At 62.1% G+C, this 17,534-nt stretch carries 15 protein-coding genes; 3 read left to right on the top strand and 12 right to left on the bottom strand.

Translation table 11 applies throughout. The features are described 5' to 3' along the window. The 12 genes from IBX54_RS06260 to hyfB (IBX54_RS06315) all read right to left on the bottom strand — a co-directional run. Positions 1-514, bottom strand: a 514-nt coding sequence (locus tag IBX54_RS06260; RefSeq protein WP_296541806.1) for a formate hydrogenlyase, incomplete at its 3' end; no start/stop codon positions are given. After that, positions 514-2,109 (bottom strand): NADH-quinone oxidoreductase subunit C, encoded by a 1,596-nt coding sequence (locus tag IBX54_RS06265; RefSeq protein WP_296541807.1) that lies wholly within the window; start codon positions 2,107-2,109, stop codon positions 514-516. The genes IBX54_RS06260 and IBX54_RS06265, both read right to left, overlap by 1 nt. 4 nt (positions 2,110-2,113) lie before the next feature. Continuing rightward, a complete protein-coding gene (locus IBX54_RS06270; protein ID WP_296541808.1) occupies positions 2,114-3,568 on the bottom strand; it encodes a hydrogenase 4 subunit F in 1,455 nt (484 codons plus the stop codon). Positions 3,569-3,570: 2 nt separating this feature from the next. Then, positions 3,571-4,230, bottom strand: coding sequence for a formate hydrogenlyase (locus IBX54_RS06275; protein WP_296541820.1), 660 nt, complete (start codon positions 4,228-4,230; stop codon positions 3,571-3,573). Further along, complete coding sequence (locus IBX54_RS06280) at positions 4,230-5,180, bottom strand: NADH-quinone oxidoreductase subunit H (protein WP_296541809.1); 951 nt, start codon at positions 5,178-5,180, stop codon at positions 4,230-4,232. Before IBX54_RS06280 ends, IBX54_RS06275 begins: the two co-directional genes overlap by 1 nt. Next, positions 5,177-7,201: a hydrogenase 4 subunit B gene (hyfB, locus tag IBX54_RS06285; protein WP_296541810.1), complete on the bottom strand. Its 2,025-nt coding sequence runs from the start codon at positions 7,199-7,201 to the stop codon at positions 5,177-5,179. The genes IBX54_RS06280 and hyfB (IBX54_RS06285) overlap by 4 nt, the downstream gene beginning before the upstream one ends. Before the next feature lie 95 nt (positions 7,202-7,296). Beyond that, complete coding sequence (locus tag IBX54_RS06290) at positions 7,297-7,809, bottom strand: formate hydrogenlyase (protein WP_296541811.1); 513 nt, start codon at positions 7,807-7,809, stop codon at positions 7,297-7,299. 15 nt (positions 7,810-7,824) lie between these two features. Further along, a complete protein-coding gene (locus IBX54_RS06295) occupies positions 7,825-9,483 on the bottom strand; it encodes an NADH-quinone oxidoreductase subunit C (RefSeq protein WP_296541812.1) in 1,659 nt (552 codons plus the stop codon). After that, positions 9,480-10,952: a hydrogenase 4 subunit F gene (locus tag IBX54_RS06300; protein ID WP_296541813.1), complete on the bottom strand. Its 1,473-nt coding sequence runs from the start codon at positions 10,950-10,952 to the stop codon at positions 9,480-9,482. Before IBX54_RS06300 ends, IBX54_RS06295 begins: the two co-directional genes overlap by 4 nt. Beyond that, a complete protein-coding gene (locus IBX54_RS06305) occupies positions 10,949-11,683 on the bottom strand; it encodes a formate hydrogenlyase (RefSeq protein WP_296541814.1) in 735 nt (244 codons plus the stop codon). Before IBX54_RS06305 ends, IBX54_RS06300 begins: the two co-directional genes overlap by 4 nt. Then, entirely contained in the window at positions 11,684-12,643 is a 960-nt protein-coding gene (locus IBX54_RS06310; protein WP_296541815.1) for an NADH-quinone oxidoreductase subunit H, read from the bottom strand. It lies immediately after the preceding gene. Then, positions 12,628-14,658 (bottom strand): hydrogenase 4 subunit B, encoded by a 2,031-nt coding sequence (hyfB, locus tag IBX54_RS06315; protein WP_296541816.1) that lies wholly within the window; start codon positions 14,656-14,658, stop codon positions 12,628-12,630. The genes IBX54_RS06310 and hyfB (IBX54_RS06315) overlap by 16 nt, the downstream gene beginning before the upstream one ends. A gap of 181 nt (positions 14,659-14,839) precedes the next feature. Here hyfB (IBX54_RS06315) and IBX54_RS06320 point away from each other — a divergent pair, with 181 nt between their 5' ends. From IBX54_RS06320 to nadB, 3 genes are all read left to right on the top strand, one after another. Further along, positions 14,840-15,046, top strand: coding sequence for a DUF3460 family protein (locus IBX54_RS06320; protein ID WP_296541817.1), 207 nt, complete (start codon positions 14,840-14,842; stop codon positions 15,044-15,046). Positions 15,047-15,114: 68 nt separating this feature from the next. Continuing rightward, the gene (locus IBX54_RS06325; protein ID WP_296541818.1) at positions 15,115-15,963 is read left to right on the top strand and encodes a ScpA family protein; all 849 of its coding nucleotides are present in this window, start codon (positions 15,115-15,117) and stop codon (positions 15,961-15,963) included. An 18-nt stretch (positions 15,964-15,981) separates the two neighbouring features. Next, positions 15,982-17,534 (top strand): L-aspartate oxidase (nadB, locus tag IBX54_RS06330; protein WP_296541819.1); only part of this gene is annotated, 1,553 nt, incomplete at its 3' end.

Consider the following 17,534-nt stretch of genomic DNA (forward strand, 5'->3'; position numbering starts at 1 on the left):
CATTCACGCGTCGCCTCACCGCCTTTAAAATGCCGCGCAAAATCTCCAGAGGCGGCGGCGGGCAGCCGGGAATGACCTCATCGACCGGGATCACGTTGGCCACGCGGCCGCAACTGGCGTAGCTTTCACCAAAAATGCCGCCATCGCAGGCGCAGTCGCCCACGGCGACCACCAGCTTGGGATCAGGGATGGCATCGTGGGTGCGCTTCAGGGCGGTTTCCATGTTGCGCGATACCGGGCCAGTGACCAGCAGCAAGTCGGCATGGCGTGGGCTCGCGACAAATTTGATGCCCAGGCCTTCAATGTTGTAATAAGGGTTGCCCAGCGCGTTGATCTCCAGCTCACAGCCATTGCACGAACCGGCATCGACCAAACGGATGGTCAGCGCCTGGCCCAGAATGTCGAGCAAATCCTGTTGGATGCGTGCGGCTTGCGCGGCCTCATCGGCACCGATGTCGGGCGCGGCTTCGGTGCGAATGCCGGTTTTGGCAATTTGCTTGACCACTTTCCAGATCATAAATCCTGCCCTGAATAGCTGAGGTTGAACGACTTGTTGATGAGCGGAAAGTCGGGCACGATGTTGCCCATGATGGCATGCTCGAGCGCCGGCCAGTTTTGCCATGACGGGTCGTGCAAGTGGCAGCGCTTGATGCGATTAGCTTGGTCGGCACCGGCCAGCTCCAGCGCCACAAACAACTCACCGCGCCAGCCTTCAACCCAACCGGCGCCGCGCGCGGGCTGCTGCGGCAGTTGTACCGGGCACAGCACCTCGCCCGGCGGCATTTCGTCAAGCATGCGCCGGATCAGCCGCATCGACTCAAACAATTCGTCAAAACGCACCAGCACACGGGCCGCCACATCGCCGTTATGGTGGGTGGCCATGGCGACTTCCATGCCGTCGTAAGGCACAAAGGGATGGTCGCAACGCACGTCCCAGGCCTGGCTGCTGGCGCGCCCGGCCAAGCCGGTCAAGCCAAGCCGCGAAGCCAAAGCCGGCGTCACACGGCCAGCGGTCATGAAACGGTCTTGCAGGCCGGCATGGGCTTCGTAAATGTTGAACAGCGTGCGCACTTCGCGCTCCACGGCATCGCACTGCTGCAACAGCAGCGCGGCCTGGCTGCGGTCGATGTCGCTGTTGACACCGCCGGGCACGATGCAGTCCATCATCAGGCGGTGGCCAAAAACCGTTTTGGCGGCGCGCAACCAGTCTTCGCGCAGCCGCGAGAACTGCGCCAGACCAAATGCAAAGGCGGCATCATTGCCCAGCGCGCCCAGGTCGGCCAGGTGGCTGGCGATGCGTTCGCGCTCGAGCATCAGCGCACGCAGCCAGGCAGCGCGCGCCGGAATAGTGGTTTGGCAAGCCGACTCGAGCGCCATGCAATAGGCCCAGGCGTAGGCCACAGTGCTGTCGCCCGAGACACGCCCCGCCAGCCGGGCGGCTTGCAGTGGTGCCAGTTGCGTCATGCGCTGCTCGGTACCCTTGTGCGTGTAGCCCAGGCGCTGCTCCAGTCGCAGCACTTTTTCACCGACGATGCTGAAGCGGAAATGGCCGGGTTCAATGATGCCCGCATGCACCGGACCGACGGCAATCTCGTGCACGCCGTCGCCGTCCACATGCACAAACGCGTAGTCAGTGAGTTCGGTGGCTTGCACCAGCGGCAGCTTGGCAGGGTCTTGCTGCAGTGGGTAATGGTCGGCAGGCCAGGCGCCATGGTTGAGCCAGGGGCGCAGGTCTTCGGCGCCCAGCGCGTGCACGCCAGACAGATCGGCGGCGGCGCGTTGCATGCGTGTGGCGCAGGGAAACACCGGAGCCAGGTCCGGGTAAACCAGTTGACGACCAATCTGCGCCATCGGCACCAGCGGCAAGGACAACCAGAATGCACCTTCGAGGGTGACGTAGGCTGCGTACATGAAAGCAGGTTCGCTAGCCGCGCCTACGCTGCCTTCTGCGTCGCCGATGGGCCCGGCCCACAGCGCCAGCAGGCGCCCGCCCTCGTCGCGCACGGCGGTGGCCGCCGTCTGCCACTGCTCGGTAGTCACCTGCGCGTGCCAGACCGGCACCGGCGCGGGCAAGGCGGCAAATTCAACATCGAGTCCGGCAATCCGCATGCGCTCAGCCTCCCAGCATGCTGGCCGCTTGCACGTACCAGTCGTTCAAATAAGGTGGAATGAACAGTCCCAACACCAGCGCCAGCGCCAGGTGCACAAACACCGGGATCAGCGCCGGTGGATGTGCCAGCGGCTTCAGCGTGGTGTCGCCAAACACCATTGGCAACACCCGGACCAGGATCGAGGCAAAGGCGATGCCAAGCCCCAGAAACAAAAACGGTGCCGCCCAGGGTTGCTCGCGCATGGCTGTGGTCAAAATCAGGAATTCACTGGCAAACACGCCAAACGGCGGCATGCCCAGAATGGCCATCACGCTGAGCATCAAGCCCCAACCCACGTTGGGGTTGACCTTGATCAGGCCGCGAATCTCGCTCATCACTTGCGTGCCAGCCTTTTGCGTGGCGTGGCCCACAGTAAAGAAGATGGCCGACTTGACCAGCGAGTGCACCGTCATGTGCAGCAGCCCGGCAAAGTTGGCCACCGGCCCGCCCATGCCGAAGGCAAAGGTGATCATGCCCATGTGTTCGATGCTCGAATAAGAGAACATGCGCTTGACGTCCTTCTGGCGCGACAAAAAGAACGCCGCCACAGTAACCGAGAGCAGGCCAAAACCCATCATCAACTCACCCGCCATGTCGTTGTCGAGCGCGCCGTCGGTGAGCACCTTGCAGCGCAGCACCGCGTACATGGCCACATTGAGCAGCAGCCCCGAGAGCACGGCAGAAACCGGCGTGGGGCCTTCGGCGTGCGCGTCGGGCAGCCAGCTGTGCAGCGGTACCATGCCAATCTTGGTGCCGTAGCCAATCAGCAAAAAGACAAATGCCAGCGTGATGATGGTCGGGTCAAGCTGGCCCTTGATGTCGTTAAGGTTGGTCCACAGCAGCGTCGCGTGCTCGGGGCCGAGCACTTTCTCAGCGGCCATGTACAACAAAATGGTGCCGAACAGCGCCTGCGCAATGCCAACCCCGCACAAGATGAAATACTTCCAGGCCGCCTCCAGACTGGCGGTGGTGCGATACACGCTGACCAGCAGCACGGTGGTCAGCGTGGCGGCTTCCATGGCGACCCAGATGATGCCCAGATTGTTGGTGGTGAAGCCCAGCAGCATGGTGAAGCTGAACAGCTGGTACATGCTGTGGTACAGGCGCATGCGCGGCGGCGTCATCTTGCCGTGGTCTTGCTCGATGCGCATGTAGGGGCGCGAGAAAATGGCCGTGGTCAGGCCGACAAAGGCGGTGAGCGTGACCAGAAATACGTTCAGCGGGTCAATGAAAAACTGGTCTTGCAAGAGCAACTGCGGCCCGTTGTTGATGACCTGCGCTGTAAGCACGCACGACGCCAGAAAAGTCAGCAGACTGAAGACCACGTTGACGTCACGGGCATAAGCACGGTGGCCCACCAGGGCCAGCGCCACGCCGCCCAGCAACGGCACACCAAGAACAAAATAGAGGGCCTGCATGCTTAGTCTTCCTTGAGCGATTCAAGGTTATGGATGTCCAGCGTGTCGAATTTCTCGCGAATCTGAAACATGAAAACGCCCAATATCAACACCCCCACCAGCACGTCGAGCGCCACGCCAAACTCGACGATCATCGGCATACCGTTGGTGACGGCGGTGGCGGCAAAAATGAGACCGTTTTCCATCGACAAAAAGCCGATCACCTGCGGCACCGCCTTGGAGCGCGTGATCATCATCATGAACGACAACAAAATGCAGGCCAGCGCAATGCCGAGCGAGCCACCGGCCAGCGCGCTCGACAGGCGTGACACCGGCAGCGCCAGGCTGAACGCCAGAATCACCAGTCCAATGCCAACCAGCATGGTGGTCGGCACATTGAGCAGGGTTTCAACGTCCCAGCGCACATTGAGCTTGCGAATCACCCGGTGCAGCATCCACGGGATGAAAATCACCTTGAGCACCAGTGTCAGCCCACCCGAGATATAAAGTTCGTGGTTGTCAGTCACGTAGCCCAGCAAGAACGAAGCCGCCACCAGCGCGGCCCCCTGAAGCATGAACAGGTTGATCAGCGTGACGATGCGGCGCTGCGAAATCATGGCAAACGAGAGCAACAAAATCAGCGTGGCAAACAGGTTGATCAGCTGCGGGGCAAATTTGGCAATCATCCGACCCCCAGCAACACGTTCACCAGCAAGCCCAGCACGGCCAACAAAAAGGCCGTGCCAAGAAACTCGGGTACCCGAAAGATGCGCATCTTGGCACTCAGGGTTTCAATGAGGGCCAGCAAAAAACCACCAATGGCCAATTTGAAAATCAGCACCGGCAATGCCAGCAGCAGCGCCAACGGCGCATGAGCCTCGGCCACGCCCCAGGGGAAAAAGAGCGCCAGGCCGGCACAGGAATAGGCGAACAGCTTGAGCGAGGCGGCCCACTCCATCAGCGCCAGGTGGCGCGCCGAATACTCCAGGATCATCGATTCGTGAATCATGGTGAGTTCGAGGTGGGTGTCGGGGTTGTCCACCGGCACCCGCGCGTTTTCAGCCAATGACACCATGGTGAAGGCCACACCGGCCAGCAGCAGGCTCGGGTAAATGGCAAACTCGCGATGCGCCAGCGTCTCGACAATGGTCGTGAGCGAAGTCGAGCGGGTGATCATGGAGGCGATGAAGAGCACCATCAGCAAGGCCGGTTCGGCCAAAAACCCAACCAGCATTTCACGGCGTGCCCCAAGTGACCCAAACGCCGTGCCCACATCCATGGCGGCCAGTGAAATGAAGACCCGTGCCAATGCAAACAGCCCCACCAGCGCAATCGCATCGGCCGCTGGCGACAAAGGCAGATCGGTGGACAGGGTGGGAATGATGGCGCAGGCCAACAGCATGCAACTAAAGACGATGTAAGGCGCGGTGCGGTACAAAGGCGAAGCGTGCTCGGCCATCACCGACTCTTTGTTGAACAGCTTGTGCAACATGCGGTACGGCTGCAACAAACCCGGTGCCGACTTGTTTTGAAAGCGGGCACGCCACTGGTTGACCCAGCCGGTGAGCAACGGCGCCAACAGCAGCGCCATCACCAGCGCCAGTAATTGAGAAAATGCACCCAGCCAGCTCATCGCTTCACCGCCAGCAACACCACAATCAGGGTGATAAAGCTGTACATCAGATAGACCGCAATACGGCCCTGCTGGAGCAAGCCAATGATGCGGGACACGCGCTCGACCAGCCAGGCCACCGGCAGGTAGAGCCAGTACCACAGCGGGTCTTCAACCGTGACCTTGTAGCTCGGTTGCGCGTCAAAGGCGCTCGGCAGCTGGCGCTTCATGCGAAAGAAGGGTTCAAAAATTTGCCTGATCGGCTGGCCAAAGCCTTCGGCCGTATCTTGCATACGCGCAGTTTGCCAAGGGTAACCGCAGTCCCACGGCGGCACCCGGCGCAGCCGCCCATGGTAGAGCTTGCGCACCAGCCAGAATGCCAACCCCATGCTGGCCAGCACGCCCAGCAAAAAGATGATGGGTGAATAGCTGGCGCGCTCGATGCTCACCGGCACCAGCAGCCAACTGCTGTCGGCCAGCGTGTGCGCCAGCCCGGTGCCCACCAGCAGCACGCTGGTGGTGTCGATCATGGCGATCACCTGGCTTGGCATCAGCCCCAGCACCACGCAGCCGAGCACCAGCCAAACCATACCCAGACGCTCCCAGGGGCCGGCATCGTGCGCGTGCGCCAGGTTTTCCTCGCGCGGCTGGCCCAGAAAGATAACGCCAAAGTACTTGACCATGGTGTAGCCCGAGAGCGCTGCAATCAGCGCGATCAGCGCCGCCATCACAGGCACCAGCATGTCCAGGAACGAACTTGGCAAACCGGTGGTGAACAGAAAACTTTGCAGCAGCAGCCATTCGGCGATGAAGCCGCCAAAGGGTGGCAGACCAGCACACGCCAGCGCCCCGACAAGCGTGGGCCAGGCCACCCAGGGCATGTAGCGCATCAGCCCGCCGAGCCTGCCCAGACTGCGCTCGCCGGTGGCGTGCATCACGGCGCCGGTGCTGCAAAACAGCAGGCTCTTGAAGAAGGCATGGGCCAGCATGTGGTACATGGCGGCTGTCAGCGCCAGTGCCGACAAGGCCTTCATGTCGTAGGCCCGAAACAGCAACGACAGGCCCAGGCCGGCACAGATCAGGCCAATGTTTTCGATGCTTGAGTAGGCCAGCAGGCGTTTCATCTCCACCTGCACGGTCGAGAACACCACGCCAAACAAGGCAGTGAGCAGGCCCACGCCCATCAGCAGCACGCCCCACCACCAGATTTGCTCCTGCAACAGGTCAAAGCCGACGCGCAAAATGCCGTACAGCGCAATCTTGAGCATCACACCGCTCATCAGCGCAGAAAACGGCGACGGCGCTGCCGGGTGCGCCTCGGGCAGCCAGACGTGCAGCGGCAGCAAACCCGCCTTGGCGCCAAAACCGAACACCGCCAGCACAAAAGCCACCGAACCCCAGAATGGCGTCAGGTGCTGTTGCCGCATATTGGCAAAGGTGTAGTCACCGGTGTTGGCCTGCAGCAAGCCAAAACACAGCAAAATAGCCAGCGCGCCGACGTGCGCCACCAGCATGTAGATGTAGCCGGCGTCGCGAATGGCGGGAATTCGGTGGTTGGCCAGCACCAGAAAGAACGATGACAGCGCCATGGTTTCCCAGACCACCATGAACAGGTAGGCATCATCGGCAATCACGACCATCGCAATGCTGGCCAGAAAAACGTGGTACTCCAGGCAGATCAAACCGGGCGGCGTGCCCTCACCCTGGCGAAAATAACCTGCGGCAAAGGTGGAAACCCCCACCGAAACACCGCCGATGATGATCAGGAAGAACGCAGAAAGACTGTCGAGCCGCAAGTGAAACGGCAGCTGCGGCAAACCCAGCGGCAGGATGGCGGTTTCTGGCCCGCTGAATACCGCGCTCAGCGACACCGCCAGCAGCAGCACCGAAAACAAGGCGCCTACAGGAAACAGCACAATGGCAACAAACCTGAAGCGTCGCAACGCCACGATACCGAGCACGCCAATCAGCAACCAAGCCACCACCACGACCAGTACCCAATCCAGATGGACCCAGGTCGTGGGATGAAACAAGGAGGTCATAAGCAGGGTAGAGAGCGGCGGTTGCGAGGGGGCAAAGTTTACACCCGCCGAGCCATGCGCCCGCCAGCGTGCGCCCGTCGCCACGGCAACCGGGCTCAGCGCTGGCCGATGGCCTCCAGAATGCCGCGCATCAGCGCCAGCGGCGTGGGCGGGCAACCGCGAATGACGGCATCAACCGGAATCACGTTGGCCACCGCGCCGCACGACGCGTAGCTGGTGCCAAACTCGCCGCCATCGGCACCGCAATGACCCACGGCGATCACCAGACGCGGCTCGGGCATGGCGGCATAGGTGCTGAGCAAGGCAGCCTGCATGTGGCGCGACACCGGGCCGGTGACCAGCAGCAGGTCGGCAAAGCGCGGACTGGCAACAAAGTGCACGCCAAAACGCTCGATGCTGTAGTAGGGGTTGCCCAGCATCTGAATCTCAAGCTCGCAGCCGTTGCACGAGCCGGCATCGACCTCGCGAATGGCCAGGCTGCCATTAAAGCGTTCGCCAATATGGGCCTTGAGCTGGACGCCAACCTCGCTCAGCGCCGGCTCGTCGAGCTTGGGCACCGGTTCGGTGATGATGCCGATGTGTTGGATTTTTCCGAGAATGCGCAGCATGGTGAATGAAATCGCTTAAAGGTCGGCCCCGCTGTAGGAGCCGTTGACCGATTTGTTGCAAATGGGAAAGTCGGGCACGATGTTGTCGTGAACCAGCAATTCCAGCGCCGGCCAGGTGGTCCACGACGGGTCGCGCGGGAAAAACCGGGCCACCCGCCCGTCAGCGCCAAAACGCACATAAGTCAGAATTTCGCCGCGCCAGCCCTCGACCAGGCCCAGCCCTTCGGCGCCTTCCGGTGGGCTTTGCCAGGGTGTCAGCACCGGCCCGCCGGGCAGGTCGTCGAGCAACGCTTCAATCAGATCGAACGACGCGGCCATTTCTTCCAGCCGCACGCGCGCGCGGGCGTTGACGTCGCCGTAGCGGTGCAGCGGCACTTGCACGCTCAAGCCGTCATAGGGCGCATAGGGCGCATCGCGGCGCACATCAAAGTTTTGGCCGCTGGCGCGCCCGACATAGCCGACGCAGCCCAGCGCTTTGGCGTCTTCGGCCTTGAGAATGCCGGTGCCGCGCACGCGGTCTTCGACCGAGGTCAGGTTGTTGATGATGGCCATCAGCTTGAGCACCTGCAGGCGCATAGCTTGCGCTTCGTCACGCAAAATGGGCAGCCAAAGCGGCTGCAAGTCCATGGCCACGCCGCCGGGCACCACCACATCCATTATGAAGCGGTGGCCAAAGACCTCATTCGAGACGCGCTGCCAGGCCTCGCGCAGGCGTGAAAACTGCATGGCACCAAAGGCAAAACCGATGTCGTTGAGCATCGCGCCCATGTCGCCCACATGGTTGGCCACGCGCTCGCGCTCGCACAGCAGGGCGCGCAGCCACAGGGCGCGCACGGGCACTTCCAGCCCAGCGGCACGCTCCATCGCCATGCACGCAGCCCAGGCATGCGCCACCGTGCTGTCGCCCGAGACGCGCCCGGCCAACCGTGCCAAGCCAGCCGCGTCGCGCCCTTCGGCAATTTTTTCGATGCCCTTGTGGGTGTACGCCAGGTGCTGTTCGAGCCGCAGCACCGTTTCGCCGACTGCCTGAAAGCGGAAGTGACCGGGCTCGATGATGCCGGCGTGTACCGGCCCCACCGGAATCTCGTACACGCCACTGCCCTGGGCTTGCAGAAAGTTGTAACGGCAGTCCGGCGGTGTGAGTTCCGCGGGTTGCCCCGCCACCGGGTAATCACGACGCAGCGGATGCTCGGACTTGGCCCAGGCCTGGTGGCGCGTCCAGCGCCGCCTGTCGGGATGGTCGGTAAACACCACCCCGAGCAAATCGTGCACATGGCGCTCGGGCCGGTCAGCCCCCGGGTAAAGCGGCGTGTGCGACGCCAGCAAGGGATGCGCGCGCGGCACGTGGGTACGCGCCACCAGATAAGCACCGCCGTGCTCAAAACAGGCGTTGACTTGCAGCACCGGACCTGCTTCAGCCACTACTTCGCCCACTTCGCCCACCGCGCCAGCAGCGCCCGCAGCAGCGTCAATGCCAGTGTCGGCATCGAGCTCCTGCGCCCAAACGCTTACCCAGCGCCAGCCTAGCGCACTGGCCTCTTGCGCCATACGGCCCCAGTCTGGTGCCGCCACCGCCACCAGTTGTGCCGGTGCCAGCCCGTCTTGCGCTTGCAGCGCCAGCCCGCTGGCCTGCAAGCGCGCCAGCAAAGCTGTGGCATTGGTCGGCGCGCTCATAGCGGCGACGCCCCCGTGATCAGCACCGTGGCCTGCTCGAACCAGCGCGACAAAAACATCGGAATGGCCAGCCCCAGCCACAACACCAGCACCAGATGCAGCACCACCGGCAGCATGTTGGCTTGCACCGGCAGTTGCCCGGGCGGCGGCTCGCCGAACACCATGCGCTGGATGTGCCGGAACAGCCCGGCAAAAGCCACGCCGAAACCCACCAACAGCGGAATGGTGAGCCACGGCCACTCCTTCATGGTCGCCATCAGCAACAAAAATTCGCTGATAAAGACCCCGAACGGCGGGAAACCGGCAATCGATACGGTGCCGATCAGCAAGCCCCAGCCAATGGCGGGCTGGGTGCGGATGAGGCCGCGAATCTGGTCAATGCGCTGGGTGCCTGCCAACTGGCAGGCGTGGCCCACGGTGATGAAGATGGCCGACTTGGTGAGCGAGTGCACCGTCATGTGCAGCAGCGCGCCAAAGGTGGCGAGCGGCCCGCCCATGCCAAAACCAAAGGTGATCAGGCCCATGTGCTCGATCGACGAATAGCTGAACATGCGCTTGACGTCGTGCTGGCGGTGCAAAAACAAGCCTGCCACGGTGAATGACAGCAGACCGAAGCCCATCATCAGATGGCCCGCGAGGTTGGTGTTGAGCGAGGCATCGACCAGCATCTTGACGCGCACCAGCGCATACAGCGCCACGTTGAGCAACAGGCCTGAGAGCACCGCCGACATCGGCGTGGGGCCTTCGGAGTGGGCGTCGGGCAGCCAGTTGTGCAGTGGCACCAGGCCCACTTTGGTGCCGTAGCCCACCAGCAGGAAGACGAAGGCCAGCGTGATCACCGCCGGGTCGAGGTTGCTCGCGGCGGCATCGTGCAACACGGTCCACAGCAGGGTGTCGTCACGCCCGGCGCCGAGCTTGTTCTCGGCGGCAAAATAGATCAGCACGGTGCCAAACAGCGCCTGAGCAATACCGACGCCGCACAAAATAAAGTATTTCCAGGCCGCCTCGATCGCCTCGGGCGTGCGGTACAGCGACACCAGCAGCACGGTGGTCAGCGTGGCCAGCTCCATCGCCACCCAGAGCACGCCGAGGTTGTTGGTGGACAGCGCCAGCAGCATCGAAAACAGAAAACACTGGTACATGGCATGGTACAGGCGCAAGCGGCGGTCGGTGACGCGGCCGATCGCGACCTCGTGGCGCATGTAGGGGCGTGAAAAGATCGACGTGGTCAGGCCGACAAAAGCCGTCAGCACCACCAGATAAACATTGAACGCGTCAATGTAGAACATGCGGCTTGGCGACAGTTGCGGCCCGTGGGCAAAGACGTCGAGCGCCATCGCCAGCGAGGCACCAAAAGTGATGATGCCGACACCGATGTTGATCCAGCCGGCAATGGGCCGGTGACCCAGGACGGCCAGCACCAACCCGCCCACCAGTGGCGCCAGCAAGGTGGTTTCGAGCAGCGTCATGAATGGTCTCCGGGCACTGGCTGGCCCAGCGCCTGCTCGGGCGCCGGAAATTGCGATGCGTTGGCTTCGCTGAGGCGGTTGTACTGGCCCACGTCAAGCGTGCCAAACGAATCTTTCAGATGGAAAAAGAACACGCCAAACAAAATGGAGGCCACCAGAATGTCGAACGCCACCCCAAGTTCCACGATCAGCGGCATGCCGTAGGTGGACACCGAGGCAGCAAAAAAGATGCCGCTTTCCATCGACATGAAACCGATCACTTGCGCCACCGCCGACTTGCGCACGCACATCAGCAGCATGCCCAACAGCTCGATGGCCACGCTCACGGCAATGGTGTTGCGCGTGGCCAGGCCCGACAGGTGGACGATCGACTTGGAGACGAAGTAGCTGAAGATCACCAGCGCCACCCCGGCAATGAGCAGCAGCGTGGGGTGGGGAATCTGCTCGGCGTTGTATTGCATTTTGAGCTGCACACTGAGCCGGTACAGCAGCCACGGAATGATGACCACCTTGAGCGCGAATGTGAGAAAAGCCGACACCAGCAAATGCGGGTGATCGGAAACAATGGCCACCAGCACCGTCACCGTGGCCAGCAAAAACCCCTGCCAGGCAAACGTGAAGATGAGCGGGAGCATGCGGCTTTGCGCCAACATCAAAAACGAGGTCAGCAAGGCCACCGCCGAAAACAAAATGATGGCCTGGTTGTAGAGGCCGAGTTGCGCAAATTCCATTTAGCTTGATGCCTCCAGCATGATCTGGGTCAGCATGGCCAGCACAGACAGCATGAAGGCAAAGCCCAGAAACTGCGGCACCCGAAACAGCCGCATCTTGGCCAGCACGGTCTCCCAAATTACCAGTACCACCGCCAGCAGCATCAGCTTGGCTGCCACAGTCACCACGCCCAAGGCCAACGCGGCCATGGAAAAGTCGAGTGCAATACCCCAGGGAAAAGCAAAGTTGATGATCAGCATGGCGTAAATCATCAGCTTGATGTAGCTGGCCCACTCGATCAGCGCCAGGTGACGGCCACCATATTCGAGGATCATGGCCTCGTGCAGCATGGTCAGCTCCAGGTGGGTGGCCGGGTTGTCCACCGGAATGCGGCTGGCCTCGGCCACTGCCACCATGGCCAGCGCCAGCAGCGCAAACAGAAACGACGGGCGCAACAACAGCCCTTGCTGCACGATGTAGGCTGTGGCCACCGACAGGTTGGTGGTGTGCGCCGTCATGGAAAAGGTGAACACCACCATCAGCATGGCGGGCTCGGCCAGCGCTGCCACCATCATCTCGCGCGAGGCGCCCATGCCGCCAAAAGCCGTGCCGATGTCGAGACCGGCCAGTGCGGTAAAAAAGCGCGCCAGCGCAAAGAAACCCACCAGCACGATCACGTCGGCAATGGCTGCCGTTGGCACCTGCACCACGATCAGCGGCATCACCGACGCAGCCAGCAACATGGCACCGAACACAATATAAGGGGTGACGCGAAACAACCATGAGGCATTGCCAGCCAACACCATCTGCTTGCCAAACAGCTTGGCCAAGTCGCGGTAAGGCTGCCACGGCGCGGGCGCGCTGCGGTTTTGCATGTGGCACTTGACGCGCTGAACCCAGCCCGCCAGCAGTGGCGCGGCGGCAATGAACAGCAGCGTCTGCGCAGCGGCGAAAAGCCAGGCGATCAGCTCACGATCCATAAGAAAACCAATAACGTGACAAAGGAAAATTTCAGGTAGGTGTGGATGTTGCCGGTCTGGATGAAGCCGATGCGGTTGGCCGCGGCCTGCACCAGCCGACCGATGGGCTCATAACCCCACAGCCACGACCAGTCGTGCGTGTGCAAGCGGTAGCGCAAGCCCAGCACGCGCGGGTTGGCCCCGGCGCTGGTCTCGGTTTCAAGATGCTCATCGACTTTCCAGACCCCCTGGAACACACGACGGATCGGTTGGCTGAAGGCCGTGGAGGTGTATTGCATGCGCGGCGTCAGGCCGCCAAAGCCGCAGTCCCACGGTTCGCTGCGCCTTGCCGGTGCCCTGCCGCGCTTGAGAAAAACATAACCCAGCCCAAACACCAGCACCATCGCCAGCACCACGAATGGCGCCGAATAAGACGCCACCTGCGGCGCAGTGGGGGTGAGCCAGAGCCAGCCCTGCGCCGTGGCGTCGGGCAGCGCGGCGTGCACCAGTTGCTGCGTGATCGGCGCCATGGCATCGATCACCGTGCTGGGCAACACGCCCAACAACAAACACAGCGCGGCGAGCATGCCCATGCCGGCCAGCATGCCAGCGGGCACTTCGCGGGCGTGCGCCACACGGTGCGAGCGCGGCTTGCCAAGGAACGCAATGCCGAACGCCTTGACAAAACACGCTGCTGCCAGCGCACCGGTGAGCGCCAGCAGCGCGGCGGCAAACGGGATGGTGGCGCGCAACAGGCCGTTTTCCAGCGCCACCGACTGCAGCGCGGCCTGAAAGGTCAGCCACTCCGAGACAAAACCGTTGAACGGCGGCAAGGCCGAGATGGCCACGCAGCCCACCAGGAACAAAAACGCAGTGACCGGCATGCGGTGAATCAAGCCGCCCATGTAGTCCAGGTCATGCGCATGGGTGCGGTACAGCACCGAGCCGGCGCCCAGGAACAACAGCGCCTTGAACAGCGCGTGGTTGAGCGTATGGTACAGGGCGGCCACCAGTGCCAGCGTGCCGAGCATCTGGTGGCCGTTGCCCAGAAAAATCATCGACATGCCCAAGCCCATCAAGATGATGCCAATGTTCTCGATGGAATGGTAGGCCAGCAGGCGTTTCAGGTCGTGCTGCATCAGCGCGTAAAGCACACCCAGCACGGAAGAAGCTGTGCCGAAGACCAGTACCACCATGCCCCATTCCCACTGCACCTCGCCGATCAGATCAAAAATCACGCGCACCATGCCGTAAATGCCCATCTTGATCATGGCACCGCTCATCAGCGCCGAGATGTGCGACGGTGCCACCGGGTGCGCCTCGGGCAACCAGACGTGCAGCGGCACCATGCCCGACTTGGTGCCAAAACCGATAAAGGCGCAGGCAAAGCCAATGCTGGCCCACAGCGGCGACAAGGGCGCGGCGCGCATCTGCTCAAAGCTCAGGCCACCGCCAAACGCCGCCAGCACGCCAAACGACAGCAAAATGACCAGCGCGCCCACGTGCGCCAGCAACAGGTAAATGAAAGCGGCGCTGCGGTTGGCCGCATGCTGGTGCTGGTAAGCCACCAGAAAGTAGCCCGACAGCGACATCAACTCCCAGAAAATCATGAACACCAGCGCGTCGTCAGCCAGCAGCAGCCCTTGCATGCCCAGCACGAACAGCGCGGTGAAGATGCCCAGCGGCGGCAGCGGTTGCTGCGCCTCACCGCGGGTGAGCTCACGCGTGTAGCTCGGGCCGTACAGCGCGACAGCGAGTAGCAGCGTGCCCAGCAACACCAGAAAAAAACCGCTCAAGGGGTCGATTCGCAAATGCCAGGCCAGCCATGGCAGCCCCATCTCGAAGCGGTCGGCCAGGGTCAGGTTACCAAGCAGCGCCCAGCCACCTGCTGCCACGTTGGCAGCACCCGACAAAAACAGGAAGAAAAAAGAACCGAAATGCAAATAGCCAGGATGCCGGCGCACCGCCAGGCAGGCCACCAGGCCAGACAGCAGCGTGGCCACAATCGCGCCGTAAGCCAATGCAAACGGTGTCATGCGGGCAACGCCTCTTGGAAAAGAACCAGGGAATCAAATTGACAAACCGTAGTCACTGCAGAACCTCTTTCGTAAACATCCTAACAGATGACGCTATTGATCCGGCCCATCAATCATCGGAACAAAGCATAAATGCACGGCCAAACGGGTCGCCGTTAGAATGCCGCAAAGAGGTCTTTTCATGAACATTTTTTACCGTCCCCTGTACCAATCCGATGTCACCCAGTTCATCGATCAGCTCATAGCCAAAGATCCGGGCATAGCAGCCCGCCAGCGCGAGGGCCGTGAATTGCTGTGGGACAAAACGGTCAATCGTGAAGCCTGGGAAGCGTACCGCGCCGCGCAGGTCGCGCAAAAGCCGTACGTCTATCAGACTGAAAGCAAGTAATCGTCCTCAGGTCTGTAGCCCTTGTCACCAAGGGCGCTCAGCTATCCCGATAGCACACCACTCCCTCAATGGTTGACACCGCCACGCTCGATGCTGGCACCAGCCAGGCCCTGGCTGGCATGCCCATGGTGGTTGATCAGGTCGCCGTGGCGCGCCTCTATGGCGAACCGCTGTTTGCCATGCCGCAGGATTTGTACATCCCGCCGGATGCGCTGGAGGTGTTTCTGGAGGCCTTCGAAGGCCCGCTGGATTTGCTGCTGTACCTGATCCGCAAACAAAACTTCAACATTCTCGACATCCCCATGGCCGGGCTGACGCGTCAGTACCTCACCTACGTGGAGGAAATTCGCCACCGCAATCTGGAACTGGCCGCCGAGTACCTGCTGATGGCGGCCATGCTGATCGAGATCAAATCGCGCATGCTGCTGCCGCCCAAGCATGTGGCTGACGGCCAAGAGGCCGAAGACCCGCGCGCCGAGCTGGTGCGCCGCCTGCTGGAGTACGAGCAGATGAAACTGGCTGCGGCCCGGCTCAACGACCTGCCCCAGTTGGGACGCGATTTTCTGCGCGCCCAGATTTACATCGAGCAGTCGCTGGCACCGCGTTTCCCGGAAGTCGCCTTGAGCGACCTGCAACAGGCCTGGCAAGCCATCTTGCAGCGCGCCACACTGGTGCAGCGCCACAAAATCACGCGCGAAGAGCTGTCGGTGCGTGAGCACATGAGCATGGTCCTGAAAAAATTGCAGGGCCGCCGCTTTGTTGAGTTCGAAGCCTTGTTTGACCCGGTCAAGGGCGCGCCGGTGCTGGTTGTTACCTTCATCGCGCTGCTCGAATTAGCCAAGGAAACCCTGATCGACATCACCCAGGCCGAGGCCTTTGCACCCATTTATGTGCGGCTAGCCTACACCCCCTCTTAAACCCAACCGGGAATTCTCATGTCCACTCGCCAATCCAATGCACCCCAAGCCACCCTTCATTTTGACGTTTTGATCGTCGGCAGTGGCCTGGCCGGACTCAGTTCTGCCCTGCTGCTGGCACCCACCAAACGCGTCGCGGTCATCACCAAACGCGCGGTTGCGGAAGGCTCCACCGGCTGGGCCCAGGGCGGCATCGCGGCGGTCTGGAGCAAGGACGACACGTTTGACGCCCACATTGCCGACACGCAGGTGGCCGGCGCCGGTTTGTGCGACCTGGCTGCTACCCGCAAGGTGGTGGAAAACGCGCCCAAAGCCATTGCCTGGCTGCAAACCCTGGGCGTGCCGTTTTCCGAAGAAGATGGCCACCTGCACCTGACCCGCGAAGGCGGCCACAGCGCGCGGCGCATCGTGCATGTGACCGACGCCACCGGTGCCGCGGTGCAGCGCACGCTGATCGAGCAGGTGAAAAAGACCCCCAACATCACGCTGTTCGAGCAGCACACGCTGGTGGACCTGATCACCACCGAAAAACTTGGCCTGCCGGGCAAACGCTGCCTGGGGCTGTATGCGCTTGACGACGCCACTGACCAGGTGCTGACTTTCGAGGCGCCACAAACCATCCTGGCGACCGGTGGCGCCGGCAAGGTTTACCTCTTTACCACCAACCCCGACACCGCCACCGGCGACGGCATCGCTGCGGCTTGGCGTGCCGGTTGCCGGGTGCAAAACATGGAGTTCATCCAGTTCCACCCGACCTGCCTCTACCACCCGCACGCCAAGTCGTTTTTGATCAGCGAAGCGGTGCGCGGTGAGGGCGGGCGCCTGTTGCTGCCCGACGGCACACGCTTCATGGAGCAGCACGACCCCCGACTGGAACTGGCGCCGCGCGACGTGGTGGCGCGCGCCATCGACTTCGAGATGAAAAAAGGCGGTTTCGACTGCGTCTATCTTGACATCTCGCACCAGCCGCTGAGCTTCCTCAAGGAGCATTTCCCCAACATTTACGCACGCTGCCTGGAGCTCGGCATCGACATCGCCAAACAGCCCATCCCTGTGGTGCCCGCCGCCCACTACACCTGCGGCGGCGTGCTGGCCGACCTGGACGGGCGCACCGACCTGGACGGTTTGTACGCCATTGGCGAAACCGCCTGCAGCGGCCTGCACGGCGCCAACCGGCTGGCCAGCAACTCACTGGTGGAATGCATGGTGTTTGCCCAGGCGGCGGCCCAAGACATCGGGCACAGCATGCGCCAGCTCACCGCCAGCTTGCCGGCCTGGGACGACAGCCGCGTCAGCGACCCTGACGAAATGGTGGTGATCTCGCACAACTGGGACGAGCTGCGCCGCTTCATGTGGGATTACGTGGGCATTGTGCGCACCAACAAGCGCCTGGACCGCGCCGCCCACCGCGTGGCCTTGCTGCAAGGTGAAATTCATGAGTTCTACTCGCGCTTTCACGTTACCCGCGACCTGCTGGAACTGCGCAACCTGGTGCAGGTGGCCGACCTGATCGTGCGCAGCGCCCAGGCGCGCCATGAGAGCCGGGGACTGCACTTCAGCCGCGACTACCC

The sequence above is a fragment of the Rhodoferax sp. genome (assembly GCF_014859475.1).
Taxonomy (GTDB): domain Bacteria; phylum Pseudomonadota; class Gammaproteobacteria; order Burkholderiales; family Burkholderiaceae_C; genus Rhodoferax.

Excerpts from the sequence above, each read along its gene's own strand:
- IBX54_RS06265 (WP_296541807.1), bottom strand. The coding sequence starts at position 2,109 with ATGCGGATTGCCGGACTCGATGTTGAATTTGCCGCCTTGCCCGCGCCG.
- IBX54_RS06270 (WP_296541808.1), bottom strand. The coding sequence starts at position 3,568 with ATGCAGGCCCTCTATTTTGTTCTTGGTGTGCCGTTGCTGGGCGGCGTG.
- IBX54_RS06280 (WP_296541809.1), bottom strand. The coding sequence starts at position 5,180 with ATGAGCTGGCTGGGTGCATTTTCTCAATTACTGGCGCTGGTGATGGCG.
- hyfB (WP_296541810.1), bottom strand. The coding sequence starts at position 7,201 with ATGACCTCCTTGTTTCATCCCACGACCTGGGTCCATCTGGATTGGGTA.
- IBX54_RS06290 (WP_296541811.1), bottom strand. The coding sequence starts at position 7,809 with ATGCTGCGCATTCTCGGAAAAATCCAACACATCGGCATCATCACCGAA.
- IBX54_RS06295 (WP_296541812.1), bottom strand. The coding sequence starts at position 9,483 with ATGAGCGCGCCGACCAATGCCACAGCTTTGCTGGCGCGCTTGCAGGCC.
- IBX54_RS06300 (WP_296541813.1), bottom strand. The coding sequence starts at position 10,952 with ATGACGCTGCTCGAAACCACCTTGCTGGCGCCACTGGTGGGCGGGTTG.
- IBX54_RS06305 (WP_296541814.1), bottom strand. The coding sequence starts at position 11,683 with ATGGAATTTGCGCAACTCGGCCTCTACAACCAGGCCATCATTTTGTTT.
- IBX54_RS06310 (WP_296541815.1), bottom strand. The coding sequence starts at position 12,643 with ATGGATCGTGAGCTGATCGCCTGGCTTTTCGCCGCTGCGCAGACGCTG.
- hyfB (WP_296541816.1), bottom strand. The coding sequence starts at position 14,658 with ATGACACCGTTTGCATTGGCTTACGGCGCGATTGTGGCCACGCTGCTG.
- IBX54_RS06320 (WP_296541817.1), top strand. The coding sequence starts at position 14,840 with ATGAACATTTTTTACCGTCCCCTGTACCAATCCGATGTCACCCAGTTC.
- IBX54_RS06325 (WP_296541818.1), top strand. The coding sequence starts at position 15,115 with ATGGTTGACACCGCCACGCTCGATGCTGGCACCAGCCAGGCCCTGGCT.